Genomic DNA, 18,438 nt, shown 5'->3' with positions numbered 1-18,438 from the left:
GAGGACAAACGCCAGTACAAGTTATGCCTGATGACCATAGCAAGTTGGTCCCACCCCTTCCCATCCCGAACAGGACCGTGAAACAACTTTGCGCCGATGATAGTGCTGCAACCAGTGTGAAAGTAGGTTATCGTCAGGCTTGTTATTCGCAGTAAGAGAAAAACCCGCTCAGCAATGAGCGGGTTTTTTTTCGTCTGGTGGTTTTGTCAGCAGACAGGCGTAAAAAAAGCAGCGCTGCGCGCTGCCTTTGTCATGTAACGTCGCTTAACTTCCGCGATAGGTCGAATACGACCACGGCGACACTACCAGCGGCACGTGGTAGTTCTCGTCCGTATGCGCAATGCCGAAGGCCAGGGTGACCAGATCGATGAAACGGGGCGAAGGCAGTTCCACTCCCTGGGCGGCGAAATAGTCGCCTGCGTTGAACACCAGTTCATATTGACCCGCTTTCATGCTCTCGCCTTCCAGTAATGGCGTGCTGCAGCGGCCATCGCTATTGGTCATATCCATCTTCAATAGCACTTTTCCTTCCGGCGCAACTGAAAACAGGGCCACCTTGACGCCGGCTCCCGGCCTGCCGTGGGCGATATCGAGTACATGCGTGCTGAGTTTTCCCATTTGCTATCCTGTATATAGGGTGAGTGAATGTGCTTATCGTGCAAATCATATACCGGTGACTGCGCCTGGCTATATGATTGGGCATATAGCCAACATTGTCCTCCTATAGGCGCGCCTCCGCATGAACAATTACGAAGATTATCCACGCGACTTGATCGGCTATGGCCGCACGCCCCCGCATCCGCAATGGCCGGGCAAGGCCCGCATCGCCCTGCAATTCGTCCTCAATTACGAGGAAGGGGCGGAGAACAGCGTGCTGCATGGCGATCCTGCCTCGGAAACCTTTTTATCGGAAATGATCGGTGCGGCCGCTTTTCCCGCGCGCCACCTGAGCATGGAGTCGATCTACGAATACGGCTCGCGTGCCGGACTGTGGCGCTTGCTGCGCATGTTCGAGGACCGGCGCCTGCCGCTGACCGTATTTGGCGTATCGATGGCCTTGAAACGCAATCCGGAGGCGGTGGCCGCGTTCCAGCAACTGGGGCATGAAATCGCCTGTCATGGCTTGCGCTGGATTTCCTACCAAAACATGGATGAAGCGACGGAGCGCGAACACATGCGTGAAGCCGTGCAGATCATCCGCGAATTGACGGGTTCCGCCCCGCAAGGCTGGTACACGGGGCGCGATTCGCCCAATACGCGCAAACTGGTGGTGGAGCATGGCGGTTTCCGCTACGACGCCGATTACTATGGCGACGATCTGCCATTCTGGGAGAAAGTGGCGTACACGGATGCCGCCGGCATGCCGGCCGTGCGGCCGCAACTGATCGTGCCTTACACCCTGGACACGAACGACATGCGTTTTGCCGCCATGCAAGGCTTTAATTCGGGCACGCAGTTTTTCGATTACCTGAAGGATGCCTTCGATGTGCTGTATGCGGAAGGCGATCCGAACGGCTTGAATCAGCCGAAGATGTTGTCGGTGGGCTTGCATTGCCGCCTGGTGGGACGTCCGGGACGGGCCGCGGCGCTGGCGCGCTTCCTCGACTATGTACAGGGCCATGAGCAGGTGTGGATCACGCGCCGCATCGATATCGCTGAGCACTGGCATGCGACGCATCCCTATGCTGCTTGATGGGTATTGATATTGGGTGATAAGTAAAATCAGTCTTTGCATATAGTTGTCCCATATGCCGGTGTTAATCTCCTATACTGGGACTATACCGAGGCCAGCATGTCAGAACCGATCCGCTTTTATTACCGTGGTGCCGTACAGGAAGTACGCAACGCCGCCCCTACGCAGACTGTGTTGCAGCACCTGCGCGAGGATTTGCATTGCACTGGCACCAAGGAAGGCTGCGCCGAAGGCGATTGCGGCGCCTGCACCGTCGTCATCGGCAGCCTGGTCGATGGCCAGGTCGAGATGAAGGCCGTCAACGCTTGCATTCAGCTCACGCCCACCCTCGATGGCAAGGCCCTGTTTTCCGTGGAAGACTTGCAGCAGCCGGATGGCGCCCTGCACCCGGTGCAGCAGGCGATGGTCGAGTGCCACGGATCCCAGTGCGGTTTTTGCACGCCCGGTTTTGTCATGTCCTTGTGGGGCATGTATCTGAAAAAAAATGGCGAGATGCCCACGCGCTGCGAAATCGACGACACCCTGTCGGGCAATCTATGCCGCTGCACCGGTTACCGGCCCATCATCGATGCCGCCAGGCGCATGGGGGAATTGCCGCACGTCACGTTTGATCGCGATGCCTTGAGGGGGCAATTGCAGGCGCTGCAGCGCGGCAGCCTGCAGACCTATGAACATGGCGGCCAGCACTTCCACGCGCCGCGCAGCATCGATGAACTGGTGGCGTTGCGCGCGGAAAAGCCGCAAGCGTGCCTGCTGGCCGGTTCCACGGACGTGGGCTTGTGGGTGACCAAGCAATTGCGCGACCTGGGCGACATCATTTATCTGGGCAACGTGACCGCGCTGAAGACGATTGCCCTCGTTGACGGCAAGCTGCACATCGGCGCCGGCGCCAGCCTGAACGATGCTTACGGGGCGCTGTGCCAGCATTACCCGGAGGAATTGTCGGAACTGTGGCAACGCTTTGCCTCCTTGCCGATTCGTAACGCCGGTACTTTGGGCGGCAATGTGGCCAATGGTTCTCCCATCGGCGACTCGATGCCGTGGCTGATTGCGCTGGGCAGCGAGATCGTGCTGCGCGGCCCCGCCGGCCAGCGCATCATGCCGCTGGAAAACTTCTATCAGGGGTACCAAAAGAAAGATCTGCAGCCAGGCGAATTCGTCGAAGCCGTGCGCGTGCCCTTGCCGCGTGCCGACGTGCAATTTCGTACCTATAAACTGGCGAAACGCTTCGACCAGGATATTTCGGCCGTGTGCGCCGCGTTCGCGTTCCAGCTCGATGGCGAACATATCGTCGATGCGCGCATCGCCTTTGGCGGAATGGCGGCCACGCCGCAGCGTGCCGCGCAAACGGAAGCATTTTTGCGTGGACAGGCGTGGACGGAAGAGAACCTCGTCATCGCCATGCGCTTGCTGGCCGACGATTACGCGCCCCTGTCCGACATGCGCGCGTCGACTACCTACCGCATGACGACGGCGCAAAACCTGTTGCGCCGCTTCTGGCTGGAAACACGTCCCGCTGCGCCCTTGTTGCGCACGGCCGTCAACGCCTACGCTTGCCGCGCCTGAAAGGACCAGCATGAACCATCCTGCCACGCCCGAACTGCAAGCGGCCGCCTGGGCCGCCGTGGGCAAGCCCAGCCCGCATGAATCGGCGCAATTGCATGTGCTGGGACAAGCCACGTACACGGACGACATCGCCGAACTGCAGGGTACCTTGCATGCGGCGCTGGGGCTGTCGCAAAAGCCGCACGCGCGCATTACGGCCATGGATTTGTCTGCCGTGCGCGCCGCTGGCGGTGTCGTCGCCGTCTATACGGCGCAGGACATTCCCGGCACGAATGATTGCGGTCCCATTATCCACGATGATCCCATCCTGGCTTTTGATCTGGTGCAATACGTGGGGCAGCCCATCTTCATCGTCGTGGCCGATACGCATGACCATGCGCGCCGCGCCGCCCGCCTGGCGCAAGTGTCATATGAGGAATTGCCCGCGATCATGACGCCGCAAGCGGCCAAGGCCGCGCAATCGTATGTGCTGCCGCCGATGCAGCTGACGCGCGGCAATTACCAGGCCGCGTTCGAAGGCGCGCCGCATGTGGTCAAGGGCCAGCTCTACGTGGGCGGCCAGGAACAGTTTTATTTGGAAGGACAGATTTCCTACGCCATCCCGAAGGAAGCGCAAGGCATGTTGGTGCTGTGTTCGACCCAGCATCCGAGCGAGATGCAGCACGTGGTGGCGCATGCGCTGGGCGTGCATTCGCACAACATCACGGTCGAGTGCCGGCGCATGGGTGGCGGTTTCGGTGGCAAGGAATCGCAGTCGGCCCTGTGGGCAGCGGCGTCATCGATTGCTGCGGCCAAACTGAAGCGCCCCGTCAAATTGCGGGCCGACCGCGACGACGACATGCTGGTAACGGGCAAGCGCCACTGTTTCTATTATGAATACGAAGTGGGCTACGACGACGAAGGCCGCATCCTTGCCGCCAAGGTCGACATGACCACGCGCGCCGGCTATTCGGCCGACTTGTCCGGCCCCGTCGCCACGCGCGCCGTCTGCCACTTCGACAATACATATTACCTGTCCGACGTGGATATCCGCGCCGCCTGCGGCAAGACGAATACCCAGTCGAACACGGCATTCCGGGGCTTTGGCGGGCCGCAGGGCGCCATTGCCATCGAGTACGTCATCGATGAAATCGCCCGCCACTTGCAACGCGATGCGCTCGATATCCGCCTGCTCAATTTCTATGGCCGCAACGATGCCGAGGGACGCAACGTCACGCCATATGGCCAGAAGATCGTCGACAACGTGATCCATGAACTCGTTGCCGAACTGGAAGAGAGCAGCGATTACCGCGCGCGCCGCCGCGCCATCGATGCCTACAACGAGGCCAGCCCGGTCCTGAAGAAGGGCCTGGCCTTCACGCCCTTGAAATTCGGCATCGCCTTCAACGTCACGCATCTGAACCAGGCCGGCGCCCTCGTGCACGTGTACGTGGATGGCTCCGTGCTGGTCAACCATGGCGGCACGGAAATGGGGCAGGGCATCAATACCAAGGTCATGCAGGTGGTGGCCCACGAGCTGGGCCTGGACCTGGACCGCGTGCGGGCCACGGCCACCGATACCAGCAAGGTGGCGAACACGTCGGCCACGGCGGCGTCCACCGGCGCCGACTTGAACGGCAAGGCGGCGCAGGATGCGGCGCGCCAGATCCGTGAACGCCTGGCCGATTACGCGGTCAAACTGTACGGCGGCGACGTTGCTGCTGTGCGCTTCTTTGACAACCATATCCACGTGCATGGCCATGTCGTCGCGTTTGCCGAACTGGTACAGAAGGCGTATCTGGCCCGCGTACAACTGTGGTCGGACGGTTTCTATGCCACGCCCGGCCTGTCGTGGGATGCGAAGACGATGACGGGCCATCCGTTTTCGTATTACGCGTATGGCGCGGCTGTGGCCGAAGTGGTGGTCGATACCCTGACGGGCGAATGGAAATTGCTGCGTGCGGACGCCTTGTACGATGCGGGCCAGTCATTGAATCCCGCGATTGATCTGGGTCAAGTGGAGGGGGCATTTATCCAGGGCATGGGTTGGCTGACGACGGAACAGCTGTGGTGGAATGCGGCGGGTAAGTTGATGACGCACGCGCCATCGACGTACAAAATTCCTGGCATTTCCGATTGTCCGGAAGATTTCCGTGTGAAACTGTTTCAGAATCGCAATGTGGAAGACAGCATCCACCGTTCCAAGGCCGTGGGCGAACCGCCGCTGCTGTTGCCGTTTTCCGTGTTCTTCGCCATCCGCGACGCCATTTCCAGCGTGGGCCATCACGCCGTGCAGCCACCGCTGAATGCCCCCGCCACCAGCGAGGAAATCCTCAAGGCGGTCATGGCCGTGCAAGCGGCGCATGCCGGCGCCTAGGAGTACAGCATGAGCGACTGGCTGACAGCGATGGAGAACGACACGCAGGCATCCGTGCTGGTGACGGTTGCCCTGGTGGAAGGTTCCGGACCGCGCGAGGCGGGGGCGAAGATGCGCGTGACCCTCGATGGCCAGGTGGACACCATCGGTGGCGGCCACCTGGAATTGCGCGCCGTGGAAATCGCCAAGACCATGCTGGCCACGGGCGAGACCCATGCGCGGCTCGAGCGTTTTGCGCTGGGCCCCAGCCTGGGACAATGCTGCGGCGGCGTCGTCCATCTGGCATTCGAATATGTCGATGCCAGCCTGAACGAATTGCTGGCCGCCTTGCGCGAACGCCGCCAGCAAGACAGCTGGCGTTTGACGGCGCTCGACGGTGAAGCCGCGTCGGCGCTGTTCGATGCAGGCGGTCGCCTGATCGCCGGGACTGCGGCACAGGCGCCCGACACGTTTTCGCGCGAACGCAGTACCCATGTGGCCCAGGATGGCAACGGTCGGCGCTGGCTGGTCGATCCCTGCCTGGCGCCGCGCGCCCATTTGACCTTGTTTGGCGCCGGCCATGTGGGCGCCGCCATCGTGCGCGCGCTGGCCCACTTGCCCTGCAATATCACCTGGGTGGATGAACGCGAAGACATGTTTCCTGCGCAACTACCGGATAATGTGCGCATCGCCGCCACCGATACGCCCGAGGAATTTGTCGCCATGGCGCCGCCGGGCGGCAGTTTTCTCGTCATGACGCATAGCCATGCGCTCGATCAGCGCTTGACGCAAGCCATCATGGAGCGCGAGGATGCGGGCTGGTTTGGGCTGATCGGTTCGCACACGAAACGCAAGCAGTTCGAGCACCGCCTGCAGGCGCGCGGCGTGCCCGACGCGCGCATTGCCGCCATGGTATGTCCGATCGGCATGCTCGGTATCCGCAACAAGGCGCCGGCCGTGATCGCCGCGTCCGTTGCCTGTCAACTACTCATGGTGTGGGAGGAAGCGGCCACGGCCGCCCTGGCCGCACCGCTGCGGCTGGCTACTGCCAGCGCGCCACCGCGACGCGAGAAACGCGCCGCCATTCACCCGTTATAGAAAGAAGTCATGCCGATTGTTCCTGCTACATTGCAAGCTTACCGTGCCAGCTTGCTGCACTTCCACGCCGATCCCGCCTTTAGCGAGGAGGCGCACGCCTGGCATGCGGATGGCTTGCTGATCGTGGCCGATGGCAAGGTCGTGGCCGCCGGCGATTATGCGCAACTGCAAGCGACTTTGCCGCCCGGCACCGAGATCGTCGATTACCGCGGTAAGCTGATCGTGCCGGGTTTCATCGATACCCATCTGCACTTCCCGCAGACGGAAATGATCGCCTCGTCCGCTCCCGGTTTGCTGCCGTGGCTGGAAACCTATACTTTCCCCACCGAGCGCACGTTTGAGAATCCTCAACATGCGCGCGATGTGGCCGAGTTTTTCCTCGATGAACTGCTGCGCTGCGGCACCACGACGGCCATGGTGTATGGCAGCGTGCATCCGCAATCGGTCGATGCCTTCTTTGGCGCCAGCGAGGCGCGCGGCTTGCGCATGGTGGCGGGCAAGGTCATGATGGACCGCAATTGCCCCGAGTTCCTGCGCGACACGGCCGAGTCGGGCGCGCGCGAAAGCGAAGAGCTGATCCAGCGCTGGCACAAGCACGGCCGTTCGCTGTACGCGATCACGCCCCGTTTCGTGCCGACGTCCACCAATGAGCAGATGCACCTGGCGGGCGAGCTGGCGCGCGCCTATCCGGATACGTATTTGCAGACGCACGTGTCGGAAAACGCGGATGAATGCCGCTGGGTGCGCGAATTGCACCCGCAGGCGCGCAGCTACCTCGATGTGTATGACCAGTACGGCATGCTGCGTCCGCGCGCCATGTTCGGGCACTGCATCTGGCTCGACGAGCGCGACCGCGCGCGCATGGCGGAGACGTCGTCGGCGGCCGCCATTTGTCCTACATCAAACCTGTTCCTGGGCAGCGGCCTGTTCGATTTCGAGCGGGCCGATGCGGCGCGGGTGCTGCTGTCGCTGGCCACTGACGTGGGCGGAGGCACCTCGTTCTCGATGTTGCAAACAATGAACGAAGCCTATAAAGTAGCACGCTTGAAAGGCAGCTATCTGCCCGCCTTGCGCATGTTTTATCTGGCGACCTTGGGCGCTGCACGGGCCATGCAACTGGAAGGCACCCTGGGCAATTTCGCGGCAGGCACGGAAGCGGATTTTATTGTGCTCGACAAGCAATCGACGCCGCTGCTCGAGCGCCGCACGGCCGGCTGTCAAAGCCTGGAGGAATTGCTGTTTGCCTTTGCGCTGCTGGGCGACGACCGTGCCGTGGCCGCCACCTATTCAGGCGGCCGATGCGTGCATGTGCGAGGGCAGGACTGACCTACCCGTTGTTCAACACGAATTATCCTGAGCGAGAACGCGAATGCACAAGAAACTCACTGGCCTGGCGCTTGGCGCCGCGCTGGCCTTGACCGGCACGGCGCAGGCCGCCCCATCTTCCAATGAAGCGGCCACCGCGCGCCATTTTGCCGCCCTGGTTGCCGGTGCGCAGCCGAAGACGGCCGAGTTGAGCCTGTTCTTTTCCATGATGCCCAAGGGTGGTGACTTGCATCACCATTACTCGGGCGCCATTTACGCCGAGCAATTCCTCGACTGGGTCGACAAGGAAAACTATTGCGTCAACAAGACGACCTATCGCATCGAAAGCAACAAGGACGTCGTGGCGGCTGAGCGCGCCAAGCCGGCCGCGCAGCGTGGATGCCTGTCGTCCACGGAAGTGTTTGCCGATGCGGGCCTGTATGCGGAATTGCTGCAGCGCTGGTCGACCAAGGATTTCTATAATCACGGCGCCATCCAGACGCCGCCGGACCGTACCTTCTTCGATACCTTTGGCTATTTCGGCCCCGTGGCATCCACGAACACGGCCGATGGCCTGAAAACCCTGAAGCAGCGCGCCATCGCGGAAAACCTCAGCTATATCGAAACGATTTTCGAGCTGTCGCCATTCGTGCAAAGCGCGCAGTTCGACCAGCAAGTACTGGCGCCGGGCTTGCAGCCGGCCGCGCTGCAAGCGCTGCTGGCCAACTGGACAGGCAGCCTGGAGCAGGATGCCGGCTTCCAGAAAAGCATCACCGCCTACAACGACAACGTCAACGCCAGCAGCGCCGGCATCGACGATGCGCACTTCACCATGCGTTACCAGGCATATGTGTTGCGTTTCCTGTCGCCATCGCAAGTTTTTTCCTCGATGGTGGCCGCGTTCAAGGCAGCGAGCCTGAATCCCTTGCTGGTGGGCGTGAACATCGTGGGCCAGGAAAGCGTGAACGTGTCGATGCGCGATTACAGCCTGCACATGGAAATGTTCAAGTTCCTCAAGGCAAAATATCCGAACGTCAAGATCGCCCTGCACGCCGGCGAGCTGGTGCTGGGCATGGTGCCGCCGGAAGGCATGGCTTTCCATATCGCCGAAGCCGTCGATGTGGCGGGCGCCGACCGTATCGGTCACGGCATGGATATCGCCTACGAGCACAATGCGCTGGCGACCATGCAAAAGATGCGCGAACGGGGCATCCCCGTGGAAGTGAACCTGACCAGCAACGATTACATTCTCGGCATCAAGGGCCAGGCCCATCCGATCACCCTGTACCGCAAATATGGCGTGCCCTTCGTCATCTCCACCGATGACGCGGGCGTCTCGCGCAATACCCTGTCGAATGAATACGTGCTGTTTGCCAGCCAGTACAAGACCGATTATGCGGAAGTCAAAAAGCTGTCGTATAACAGCTTGCGGTACTCGTTCCTGGCGGAAGCGGACAAGCAACGTTTGCTGAAAGCACTCGATGCCCGTTTCACCCGTTTCGAAGCCTTGATCGCAAATAGTGATCGTAAAGCAACTGTTGTAAAACCATAAAAGTATTTCACCTCTCCTGCCTGCCACGCGACCGCAACTAGCGGTCGCGTAACCTCCGCTTCTTCATAGTTACAAAACCCTCTTTTTAGCCTTTTTGTTGTGCCTTTACGACACAAAATGACGCGCTGGTAGTGCTTTCTTGCAATTATTTTCTGAAACAATTTCCAAGTCTTGCCGCTCATCTATAATTTCGCCCCGATGAGGTGAGCTTGCTCGGTTGATACAAAAAATGCGGCTTCCAGCGGTGATTTATATTTTTTATATATAAATCATTAAAAAAAAACGTATTTGTCAGCCTACAGACCTTAATGCATAGTTGGACGGCGAAGAATTGAATAAGTCATTTTTGATATCGCTTTTGTGACAATTCAGGATGTCTAGCGGCTCCTGTCACATTGCGGTCATATCCGTGTAACGGATTTGAAATATTCGATCTTTATACTGCCGTGTCTAGTTGGATAGTTTCCGTGTTTCACCACAATATAAGCAAGTCAAAATCTTGTAAGTTACAACACACTCTAGGGGGTTCAAATGCAGTTCATTCAACAACCAAAATTGCGACTAAGTATGATCGCAGTGGCATGCCAACTGGCTTGCTTCGGCATCTCCACTGCGCATGCGCAAAGTGCTGAAGGCACGGTATCGCCATCGACGGTGACCGTTACCGGGAAAAAAGTTGGTATGGGCTTGATGGTGCAGGAAGATGCGCCAAAGGCACGCAGTACCGTGACGGCCGAGGAGTTGGCAAAACAGCGTCCAACCGGCAATGCATACGATGCCCTGACTCTGTTGCCATCGGTGAACACCTATGGCTACGATGCGACTGGTCTGTTTGGTGGCGGCTTGGCCATGCGCGGTTTCAACAGCGATCAGATCGGCGCGACGGTGAATGGCGTGCCAGTGAATGACTCCGGTAACTTCGCTGTATTTCCACAAGAATATGTAGACCAGGAAAACACCTGCTCGCAATTTGTGACCCAAGGCTCGACCGACGTTGATTCTCCACAAGTGGGTGCAACTGGCGGTAACTTTGGTATTACTACCTGCGATCCAGAAGATAAATTCCGTGTACGCGTCATGCAAACCCTGGGCCAGTTGAATCTGGCAAAGTCGTATGTGCGTGTCGATACCGGCCGTTTTGCCAATGACAAAGCGAAGGCATTCATGTCGGTGTCGAATGCGCAAGCGGATAAATGGAAAGGCAAGGGCAAAGCCGATCGTACTCACGTTGACGTTGGCTTCAATTACGACTGGAACCGTTTCAATTACATTCACGCTTCTATCGGTTATAACCGCGCGATTAATAACAACTTCCGCTCGCTTACGCTGAAAGAGCTGGCCACCGAAGGTTACGACGCTGATTACAGCTCCACTTATGCTGGCCAGGCTGCACTCAGCCCAGGCAAGGCAAGCGCTTCCGGTCCACAGGCAGGCACCGGCCAGCCAGCCGCTTACTACAAGCTGGCCCTGAACCCATTCGAGAACGTCATCGCGTCGGCGATCGGTAAATTCCGCCTGGCCGAAGATCTGGATCTGAAAGTCGTGCCTTACTACTGGTATGGTTTCGGCACTGGCGGCGTGCAGCAAAATACGCTGAAAGAAGCCGGCGGCTTCCTCAATCCCGTCACCGGCAAGATCGCCGCCAGCAAGGATGTGAACGGCGACGGCGACAGCCTCGACACCGTATCGATCTATCGCGGCAGTCTGACCCGTACTCATCGTCCTGGCGTCACGACTTCGATCACGTATAACGTGGGCGATCACCAGATCCTGGGTGGCATCTGGTACGAGCGTGCGAATCACCGTCAAACGGCACCTGGCCAACTGGTCAATGCAGATGGCTCCGCACCGGATATCTGGCTGCGCAACAACCTGATTACCCGTCCGGACGGCACCTTGTATCAAAACCGCGATTGGGAGACGATCAGCACGGCTTACCAGGCGTTCCTGCAAGATACCATCACGTTGATGGACAACAAGCTGAACCTTAACATCGGTGTGCGCGCTCCATACATCAAGCGTGATTTCACCAATAACGCCAGCGAAGGCAGCAATTCGCAAACCACGTACAACGTGTCGAAGACGTACTCGGATGTGTTGCCACAATTGGGCGCGCGTTACCGTGTTACCAACGACGACCAGATCTTTGCCAGCCTGGCGAAGAACATGCGTGCGCCGAACAACTTCGTGCTGGCACCGAACAATCCGCCGTACGTGACTGTGACGAATGGTGTTGCCACCATCGTCAAGGACGTCAAGCCTGAAGTGTCGTGGAGCCTGGACGTTGGCTACCGTCATCAAACCAAGGATATTTCGACCTCGCTGACCGCTTTCTACACGGACTTCAAAGATCGCCAGGCAACCGCAATCGATCCAAACACACTGACCAGCCTGACGACCAACGTAGGCAAAGTGCGTAACAAAGGTATTGAGCTGGAAGTCGGCAACACGCCGATCAACGGCTGGTCGGTTTATGGTTCGCTCGGCTACCTGAAGACCAAGATGGAAGATGATCTGGCCGTGGTCGCCAAAACCGTCAATGGCAAAACCATTGTTGGTTATGCACCAACCGCTGGCAAGAATTTCTCCCTGTCGCCTAAGCTGAAAGCCGGCTTGAGCGCCTCTTATGAAACCAACGCCTGGTATGTTCGCGTAAAAGCCCGTTACACCGCCTCGCAATACGCTACGCTGGTGAACGACGAGGAAGTGCCAGCGTACACCCTGGTTGACCTGGATGCGGCATATCAGTTGCCAACTTTCGGCATGTTCAAGAATCCTAAGCTGACCCTGAACGTATCGAATTTGTTGAACCGCGAGTACCGCAACCCAAGTTCCGGTACGGGTATTGGCGCCAATGATATCGTTACGGCTGCCGGTACGTTCGCAGGTCGCGCACCAACCTACTACATGGGTGCACCGCGCTTCGCGTCGGTCACCTTGCGCGTCGACTTCTAAGCATGGCTGTCAACTCCGCGCTGCCCGTTAGGGCGGCGTCGAGTTGTATCAACTAGGCTGAGATAGCAAGAGTACAGGCCTTCGGGCCTGTTTTTTTTATGGGTAAGGATGTTTCACCGTCTTTGCCATTGGCGCCGCCCCGTCCAGGAGTCTCCGCATGATCCCATCCCTTTCCCTCCACCGGCCTCCATCGAGGTTGCCACGTCTGCTCATGCTTGCCCTGTTGATGACCGGTTGCGCCACGCATCCCGCGGTGCCCGTCGATATCAACCTGGTCGCCCTGAACGATTTTCACGGCAATCTCGACCGCAGAAAATTTAGCTACACGAGCGTCGCCGATGCCGAGCGCAAGACGGTGCAGGCCGGTGGCATCGATACCTTGTCCGGCGCATTGACGGCGTGGCGGCGCGAAGACGCGCAGCTGATTTTTGTCGGCAATGGCGACCTGGTCGGCGCCAGCCCCGCCATGTCGGCCCTGTGGGCGGACGAGCCGAGCATCGTCGCCATGAACATGCTGGGCATGAAGGCCAGTTCCGTCGGCAACCATGAGTTTGACCAGGGCAAGGCGGAATTGTTGCGCCAGCAGCGCGGCGGTTGCGACTCGTCGCGCGCCGACAAGGCATGCAAGTTCACACCCGATTTCAAGGGCGCCAGCTATACCTATATGGCGGCCAATGTCATCGACACGCAGACGGGCAAGTCCTTGCTGCCCGCCTACCGCATCGAAGAGGCGCATGGCGTCAAGGTGGGCCTGATCGGCGCCGTGCTGAAAGATACGCCGTCCGTGGTGACGGCCGCCGGCATTGCCGGTTTGCAGTTCGGCGACGAAGCGGACGCCATCAACGCCACCTTGCCGCAGCTGCGCGCGCAGGGCGTGGGCGTGTTCGTCGTGCTGCTGCACCAGGGCGGCGAGACGAAGGAAGCCGTCGACCAGCCCGATTGCAGCCAGCTGAAGGGCGAAGTGGTGGATGTCGTGAAACGTCTCGATCCGGCGATTCAGTTGGTCATCAGCGGCCATTCGCACCAGGGTTATCTGTGCCGTGTCGATGGCCGCCTGGTGACGCAAGCGCAGATGGGCGGACACATGTTGACGCGCATCAAGCTCAAGGTCGATCCCGTCAAGAATGCGCTGATCGATGCCAGTGCGCAAAACGTGGTCATGCTGCCAGGCATGTATGAGCCGGACCCGGCCGTGGCAGCCTACCTGGAATCGGTGAAGCAGCGCAGCGCGGCCGAATTGTCGCGTCCCGTGGCCGCCATCGCCGTGCCCACCGTGGGCCGCAGCACCAAGGGCGGCGGCGCTTCCCCGCTGGGCGACCTGGTGGCCGACAGTACCCTGTTTGGCGCGCGCGCAGCCGGCGCGCAAATTGGCCTGATGAACAATGGCGGCATCCGCAAGGACCTGGAAGCGGGCGCCGACCTGATGACGAACGTGGGCCAGAACCAGGCCGTGGTGCCGTTTGGCAATACCCTGATCGTCGTGAGTCTTTCCGGCGCGCAAATCCGTACCTTGCTCGAGCAGCAATGGCCGGGCGAAGAGGCCGGCGAGGGCAATCTGCTGCAAGTGTCCCAAGGTTTTAGCTACCGTTGGGATAGCACGCAGCCGCAAGGCCGGCGCGTGCTGCCTGGCAGCATCATGCTGAATGGCATTCCTCTTGAAGACAATCAACAATACCGAGTCGCCGCCAACAGTTTCCTGGCCGGCGGCGGCGACCGCTTCACCGTGCTGGCGGCCGGTACGCGCCGCCTGGACACGGGCGTGCGCGACATCGACGCCTTCAGTAATTACCTGATCGACCGCGCTCGCGCCGGCAAGCCGACTGGCAGCGCCACGGCGGCCGGCCGCATCGTGCGCGTCAAATAACATTACAAGGAATAACCATGCGTCGCTTATTTGTTTCTGTCGTTCTCTCCAGTCTGTTCGCGGGCACGGCCCACGCCGATTTCACGATTCCCGGCTTTGAGCTGGTACACACCTCGCCCGTGGAAACGAGCTTGACCAATCCCGACCTGCGCGAGCCCGTCACCGTGTGGAGCGAGCTGTTTGATTCGGCCAAGAAAGAAATCGTCATCGCCCAGTTCTATGCCGTCAGCAAGCCGGGCACGGCCTTTGAAAAAGTGCTGGCGAGCCTGACGGCCGCGGGCCAGCGCGGCGTGAAAATCCGCTTCCTGCTGGACCAGAAGGGCGTGGGCCTGTCGGAAGCGGCGACCATCGACCGGATCAAGGCGATACCCAACCTTGATCTGCGCCTCATCGACTTCAATAAAATCACGGGCAATGGCATCGTGCACGCGAAATACCTGGCCGTCGATGGCCAGGTGGCATACATCGGCAGCCAGAATTTCGACTGGCGCTCGTTCGAGCACATCCATGAGACGGGCTTGAAGATCACGGAGCCGGCCATGGTGAGCCAGGTGCAAGCGATTTTCGAGCAGGATTGGCAAGCCCAGGCATTGACGTCGCAAGGCAGCCGCGCCACGGTGCTCAACAGCAAGATCGTGCCGGCCAATTACGCGCAAAACGCCTTCCTGCTGGCCAGCCCGAATGCCTACAACCCAGCCGGCGTGGGGGACTCGGAAACGGGCTTGCCCGCCTTGCTGGCGGAAGCGAAAAGCGAAGTGCGCATCCAGCTGCTCGACTACGCGCCCCTGTCCTACGGCCCGAACCGCACGCGGCCGTATTACGCCGTGATCGACAACGCCGTGCGCGCGGCCGCCCAGCGCGGCGTGAAAATCAAGCTGATGGTGTCCGCCTGGAACACGGAGGCGCCTGCCATCGCTTACCTGAAAAGCCTGGCCCTGGTGCCGAACGTGGAAATCCGCATCGTGACGATACCCACGGCGTCGACGGGTTTTATCCCGTTCGCGCGCGTGATCCACAGCAAGACCATGAGCATCGACGGCAAGCTGGCCTGGGTCGGCACGAGCAATTGGGCGGGCGGTTATTTCGACCTGTCGCGCAACCTGGAAGTGGTGCTGCGCAACGATGCCATGGCGCAGCGTATTGCCGCGCTGCATGAGCAGACGTGGAGCTCGGCGTATGCGCAGCCTATCGATATCAACAAGCAATATCCGAAGCCGGCCAAGGCTGCGCCGCAAGGCAAGGAGTGAACATGAAAAAACTGTTGACGGTGCTGGCGCTGGGCGCGGTTTTCTCCTCCGGCAATGCGCTGGCCTGGGGCAACGACGGCCACCGCGCCGTGGGCGCCATCGCCGATCAATTGCTCAAGGGTAGCGCGGCGCAGGCGCGGCTGGAGAAATTGCTGTTGCGGGGCGAAAGCCTGGAAAAGATCGCCAACTGGCCCGATTGCGTGAAGGGCACGTATTGCGGTCCGCAATCGCCCGAAATGTTGACCTATGTCGCGGCGAACCCCAAGCATGGCGAATACCATTACACGAACGTGCCGTTCCAGAACGCGCATTACCACGACCATGGCGTGGGCACGGCCGATGTCGATATCGTGCAGACGCTCAAGCAGGCGATCCTGGTGTTGCAAGGCAAGGATGATGCGGCCAGCAATCCGCACGGCTTCAGCCAGCGCGAAGCTTTGATTTTGATCACGCACCTGGTGGGCGATATCCACCAGCCATTGCATGTGGGCAATGCGTTTGTCGGCAAGGATGGCCAGTTTTTCGTGCCCGCCACGCAGGCGCAGATTGACGATGTCACCATTTTCAATGCGCGCGGCGGCAACGACTTGTTGCTCGACGATGCGAAGATGACGGCGCTATCGGATGCCGTGATTCCCGCGCCGCTGCCGGCTGAGGATGGCGCGGCCAAGCCCTCCAGCGCGTATCCGAAGTCGCCCACCAAGCCCCTGCATTCATATTGGGACACGACCGTCGTCGATTACGCCATGCGCCGCCTGAGCACGCGCACGCCGCAGCAGTTCGCGCGCACCGTGATCGCCAGCGCGCCTGTGGTCAGCGCCAATAGCGGCGACCCCGCCACCTGGCCGTATCAATGGGCCGATGCCTCGCTGGCGGCGTCAAAGATTGCCTTCACGGACGTGGTGGCCGGCCCGGCCACGCAGCAGACCAGCCGCAAGGGCGATGTCTACAACGTGTGGAACTTGAACGTGCCGGACAATTATCCCGTGCCCAGCTCGGCGCTGGCGAAGCAGCAGCTGATCGAGGCGGGCTATCGTCTGGCCGCCGTGCTGCAGGCGATCTGGCCGCAGTAAAGTGTCATGCGAAAGCGGCCTGAAGGCCGCTTTTTTCATGCCAGGGTGATGCTGATCCCCATCTCGCGGTAGGGCGCGACCAGGGCGTCTTCCACGTCGCGGTGCACGATGATGTCGTTGACCTGGCTCAAGGGGAGGATTTGAAACGGCGAGGCCGTATTGAACTTTTCCGGTGAAGCCAGCACGACAGTGCGGCTGGACGCTTCGCTCAGCGCGCGTTTCACGCACGCTTCTTCATGGTCCCCCGTAGTGATGCCCGCTTGCGGATGCAGGCTGGACACACCCATGAAGTACAGGTCGGCGCGGATGCGGCCGATGGCTTCCACGGTGGCCGCGCCGACGCCCACGATCGAGTGCTTGTACAGGCGCCCGCCCAGCATCAGCACCTCGACGCCGGGGTGATTCACCAGTTCGACGGCAATCGAAGGGCTGTGCGTGACGATGGTGGCGCGCAACTCCCGCGGCAGCTGGCGCGCCAGTTGCACTGCCGTCGTGCCGCCATCGAGAAATACCACCTGCCCCGTTTGTATCATGGCACCCGCCGCGCGACCGATGGCGGGCTTGGCTTCCAGCGAAATCTGTTCGCGCCCCGCGAACGGCGCCAGCGCGGGCGAACGGGGCAGCAACGGCAGCGCACCGCCGTGCACGCGCTCCAATAAACCCTCTTTCGCCAGTTCGCGCAGGTCGCGGCGTATCGTGTCTTCCGACAAGCCCAGGCTATCGCTGACGGCCTTGGCGACGATCTGGCCTTCGCGCTGGAGCAAGTCCAGCAGGTATTGTTTGCGTTGATGTGTCAGCATGATTTTTCTTGTATTTTCTTGATATTACACGAGTTTGCATGATAAAGTCGGCAAAGGCAAGCATATACAAGCACAAGGAGACACTATGCGTGAAGAAAATAGCAAGCAGGAACGGGTCCGCATCCACGGCGTGCAGACCCTGTCGCACGACTGGTATTTATTGCAGAAAACCACGTTCGACTATCTGCGCCGCGATGGGCAGTGGCAGACGCAGACGCGGGAAACCTATGACCGGGGCGATGGCGCCACCATCTTGCTCTACAACAAAGTCAAGCGCACGGTGATTTTGATCCGCCAGTTCCGCTTTCCCACCTACCGCGAAGGCCACGACGGTTTCCTCATCGAATCGGCGGCCGGCTTGCTGGAAGAGGCCAGCGCGGAACAGCGCATCCGCGCCGAGGTGGAAGAAGAAACGGGCTATGCGGTGGGCGCCGTGCATAAAGTGTTCGAGGCTTTCATGAGCCCCGGTTCCGTGACGGAGCGCCTGCATTTCTTTGTCGCCGAATACGATCCGGCCAGCCGCATCGGCGATGGCGGCGGCCTGGCGCACGAGGGCGAGGATATCGAAGTGCTGGAACTGCCCCTGGCGCAAGCGCTGCAGATGGTGGCCGATGGCCGCATCTGCGACGGCAAGACCATCATGCTGCTGCAGCATGCGCAGTTGCACTTGATGCCGCCAGCGCAAGAGATGCGACGGGGCCTGCAGATTTTAGTAGCTGGCCCGTATCGTTCCGGCACGGGCGACGACCCCGTCTTGATGCAGCGCAATGTGGACGCCATGCAAGCCGTCTGCCTGCCGCTGTATGCCAAGGGACACATGCCCGTGCTCGGTGAATGGCTGGCCTTGCCCATGCTGGCGCTGGCCGGTTCTACGCGGGTGGGCGACGCCGTGTATGAGGAATTATTCCACGCGCATGCGACGCGTTTATTGAGCCATTGCGATGCCGTGC

General features: G+C 60.1%; 12 protein-coding genes, 1 rRNA gene and 1 pseudogene. 12 read left to right on the top strand and 2 right to left on the bottom strand.

Annotated elements, in window-relative coordinates; all coding sequences use genetic code 11:
- The first annotated feature begins 26 nt into the window (after positions 1-26).
- Positions 27-139 (top strand): 5S ribosomal RNA (rrf, locus tag CLU94_RS08935).
- Positions 140-264: 125 nt separating this feature from the next.
- On the opposite strand, the gene uraH is transcribed toward rrf, so the two are convergent.
- Positions 265-618: a hydroxyisourate hydrolase gene (gene uraH, locus CLU94_RS08930; protein ID WP_070303439.1), complete on the bottom strand. Its 354-nt coding sequence runs from the start codon at positions 616-618 to the stop codon at positions 265-267.
- Between the two features lie 121 nt (positions 619-739).
- On the opposite strand from uraH, the gene puuE reads away from it, so the two are divergent.
- The 10 genes from puuE to CLU94_RS08880 all read left to right on the top strand — a co-directional run bounded on the left by puuE (position 740) and on the right by CLU94_RS08880 (position 16,688).
- Positions 740-1,693: an allantoinase PuuE gene (gene puuE, locus CLU94_RS08925; RefSeq protein WP_099665391.1), complete on the top strand. Its 954-nt coding sequence runs from the start codon at positions 740-742 to the stop codon at positions 1,691-1,693.
- Positions 1,694-1,792: 99 nt separating this feature from the next.
- Positions 1,793-3,259: a xanthine dehydrogenase small subunit gene (xdhA, locus tag CLU94_RS08920; RefSeq protein WP_099665390.1), complete on the top strand. Its 1,467-nt coding sequence runs from the start codon at positions 1,793-1,795 to the stop codon at positions 3,257-3,259.
- Between the two features lie 10 nt (positions 3,260-3,269).
- Positions 3,270-5,615, top strand: a complete 2,346-nt coding sequence (gene xdhB / locus CLU94_RS08915; protein WP_099665389.1) for a xanthine dehydrogenase molybdopterin binding subunit — start codon at positions 3,270-3,272, stop codon at positions 5,613-5,615.
- Between the two features lie 9 nt (positions 5,616-5,624).
- Positions 5,625-6,692: a xanthine dehydrogenase accessory protein XdhC gene (gene xdhC, locus CLU94_RS08910; protein ID WP_099665388.1), complete on the top strand. Its 1,068-nt coding sequence runs from the start codon at positions 5,625-5,627 to the stop codon at positions 6,690-6,692.
- Between the two features lie 9 nt (positions 6,693-6,701).
- On the top strand, positions 6,702-8,018 hold the full coding sequence (gene guaD, locus CLU94_RS08905; protein ID WP_099665387.1) for a guanine deaminase: 1,317 nt from the start codon (positions 6,702-6,704) through the stop codon (positions 8,016-8,018).
- A 43-nt stretch (positions 8,019-8,061) separates the two neighbouring features.
- The gene (locus tag CLU94_RS08900; protein ID WP_099665386.1) at positions 8,062-9,549 is read left to right on the top strand and encodes an adenosine deaminase family protein; all 1,488 of its coding nucleotides are present in this window, start codon (positions 8,062-8,064) and stop codon (positions 9,547-9,549) included.
- Positions 9,550-10,080: 531 nt separating this feature from the next.
- Positions 10,081-12,504 (top strand): TonB-dependent receptor, encoded by a 2,424-nt coding sequence (locus tag CLU94_RS08895; RefSeq protein WP_099665385.1) that lies wholly within the window; start codon positions 10,081-10,083, stop codon positions 12,502-12,504.
- 211 nt (positions 12,505-12,715) lie between these two features.
- On the top strand, positions 12,716-14,368 hold the full coding sequence (locus CLU94_RS08890) for a bifunctional metallophosphatase/5'-nucleotidase (RefSeq protein WP_257218730.1): 1,653 nt from the start codon (positions 12,716-12,718) through the stop codon (positions 14,366-14,368).
- 17 nt (positions 14,369-14,385) lie between these two features.
- Positions 14,386-15,615, top strand: coding sequence for a phospholipase D-like domain-containing protein (locus tag CLU94_RS08885; protein ID WP_099665384.1), 1,230 nt, complete (start codon positions 14,386-14,388; stop codon positions 15,613-15,615).
- 2 nt (positions 15,616-15,617) lie between these two features.
- Positions 15,618-16,688, top strand: coding sequence for a S1/P1 nuclease (locus CLU94_RS08880; protein ID WP_099665383.1), 1,071 nt, complete (start codon positions 15,618-15,620; stop codon positions 16,686-16,688).
- 35 nt (positions 16,689-16,723) lie between these two features.
- Here CLU94_RS08880 and CLU94_RS08875 read toward each other — a convergent pair whose 3' ends face one another.
- Positions 16,724-17,488, bottom strand: a complete 765-nt coding sequence (locus tag CLU94_RS08875; protein ID WP_099665382.1) for a DeoR/GlpR family DNA-binding transcription regulator — start codon at positions 17,486-17,488, stop codon at positions 16,724-16,726.
- 85 nt (positions 17,489-17,573) lie between these two features.
- Here CLU94_RS08875 and CLU94_RS28660 point away from each other — a divergent pair.
- Positions 17,574-18,158 (top strand): annotated as a pseudogene (locus CLU94_RS28660) (NUDIX domain-containing protein); the annotation flags it as partial.
- Positions 18,159-18,438 lie beyond the last annotated feature (280 nt).

It is taken from the genome of Janthinobacterium sp. 13 (assembly GCF_002749695.1).
In the GTDB taxonomy this organism is placed as follows: Bacteria; Pseudomonadota; Gammaproteobacteria; order Burkholderiales; family Burkholderiaceae_D; genus Janthinobacterium; species Janthinobacterium kumbetense.
This window is presented reverse-complemented; position numbering and strand designations above follow the sequence as displayed.

Bases quoted from the DNA above. Each gene is read 5' to 3' on its own strand.
- guaD (WP_099665387.1), top strand. From the start codon at position 6,702: ATGCCGATTGTTCCTGCTACATTGCAAGCTTACCGTGCCAGCTTGCTG.
- xdhB (WP_099665389.1), top strand. From the start codon at position 3,270: ATGAACCATCCTGCCACGCCCGAACTGCAAGCGGCCGCCTGGGCCGCC.
- CLU94_RS08890 (WP_257218730.1), top strand. From the start codon at position 12,716: ATGCTTGCCCTGTTGATGACCGGTTGCGCCACGCATCCCGCGGTGCCC.
- xdhA (WP_099665390.1), top strand. From the start codon at position 1,793: ATGTCAGAACCGATCCGCTTTTATTACCGTGGTGCCGTACAGGAAGTA.
- CLU94_RS08885 (WP_099665384.1), top strand. From the start codon at position 14,386: ATGCGTCGCTTATTTGTTTCTGTCGTTCTCTCCAGTCTGTTCGCGGGC.
- CLU94_RS08875 (WP_099665382.1), bottom strand. From the start codon at position 17,488: ATGCTGACACATCAACGCAAACAATACCTGCTGGACTTGCTCCAGCGC.
- uraH (WP_070303439.1), bottom strand. From the start codon at position 618: ATGGGAAAACTCAGCACGCATGTACTCGATATCGCCCACGGCAGGCCG.
- CLU94_RS08880 (WP_099665383.1), top strand. From the start codon at position 15,618: ATGAAAAAACTGTTGACGGTGCTGGCGCTGGGCGCGGTTTTCTCCTCC.
- puuE (WP_099665391.1), top strand. From the start codon at position 740: ATGAACAATTACGAAGATTATCCACGCGACTTGATCGGCTATGGCCGC.
- CLU94_RS08900 (WP_099665386.1), top strand. From the start codon at position 8,062: ATGCACAAGAAACTCACTGGCCTGGCGCTTGGCGCCGCGCTGGCCTTG.
- xdhC (WP_099665388.1), top strand. From the start codon at position 5,625: ATGAGCGACTGGCTGACAGCGATGGAGAACGACACGCAGGCATCCGTG.
- CLU94_RS08895 (WP_099665385.1), top strand. From the start codon at position 10,081: ATGCAGTTCATTCAACAACCAAAATTGCGACTAAGTATGATCGCAGTG.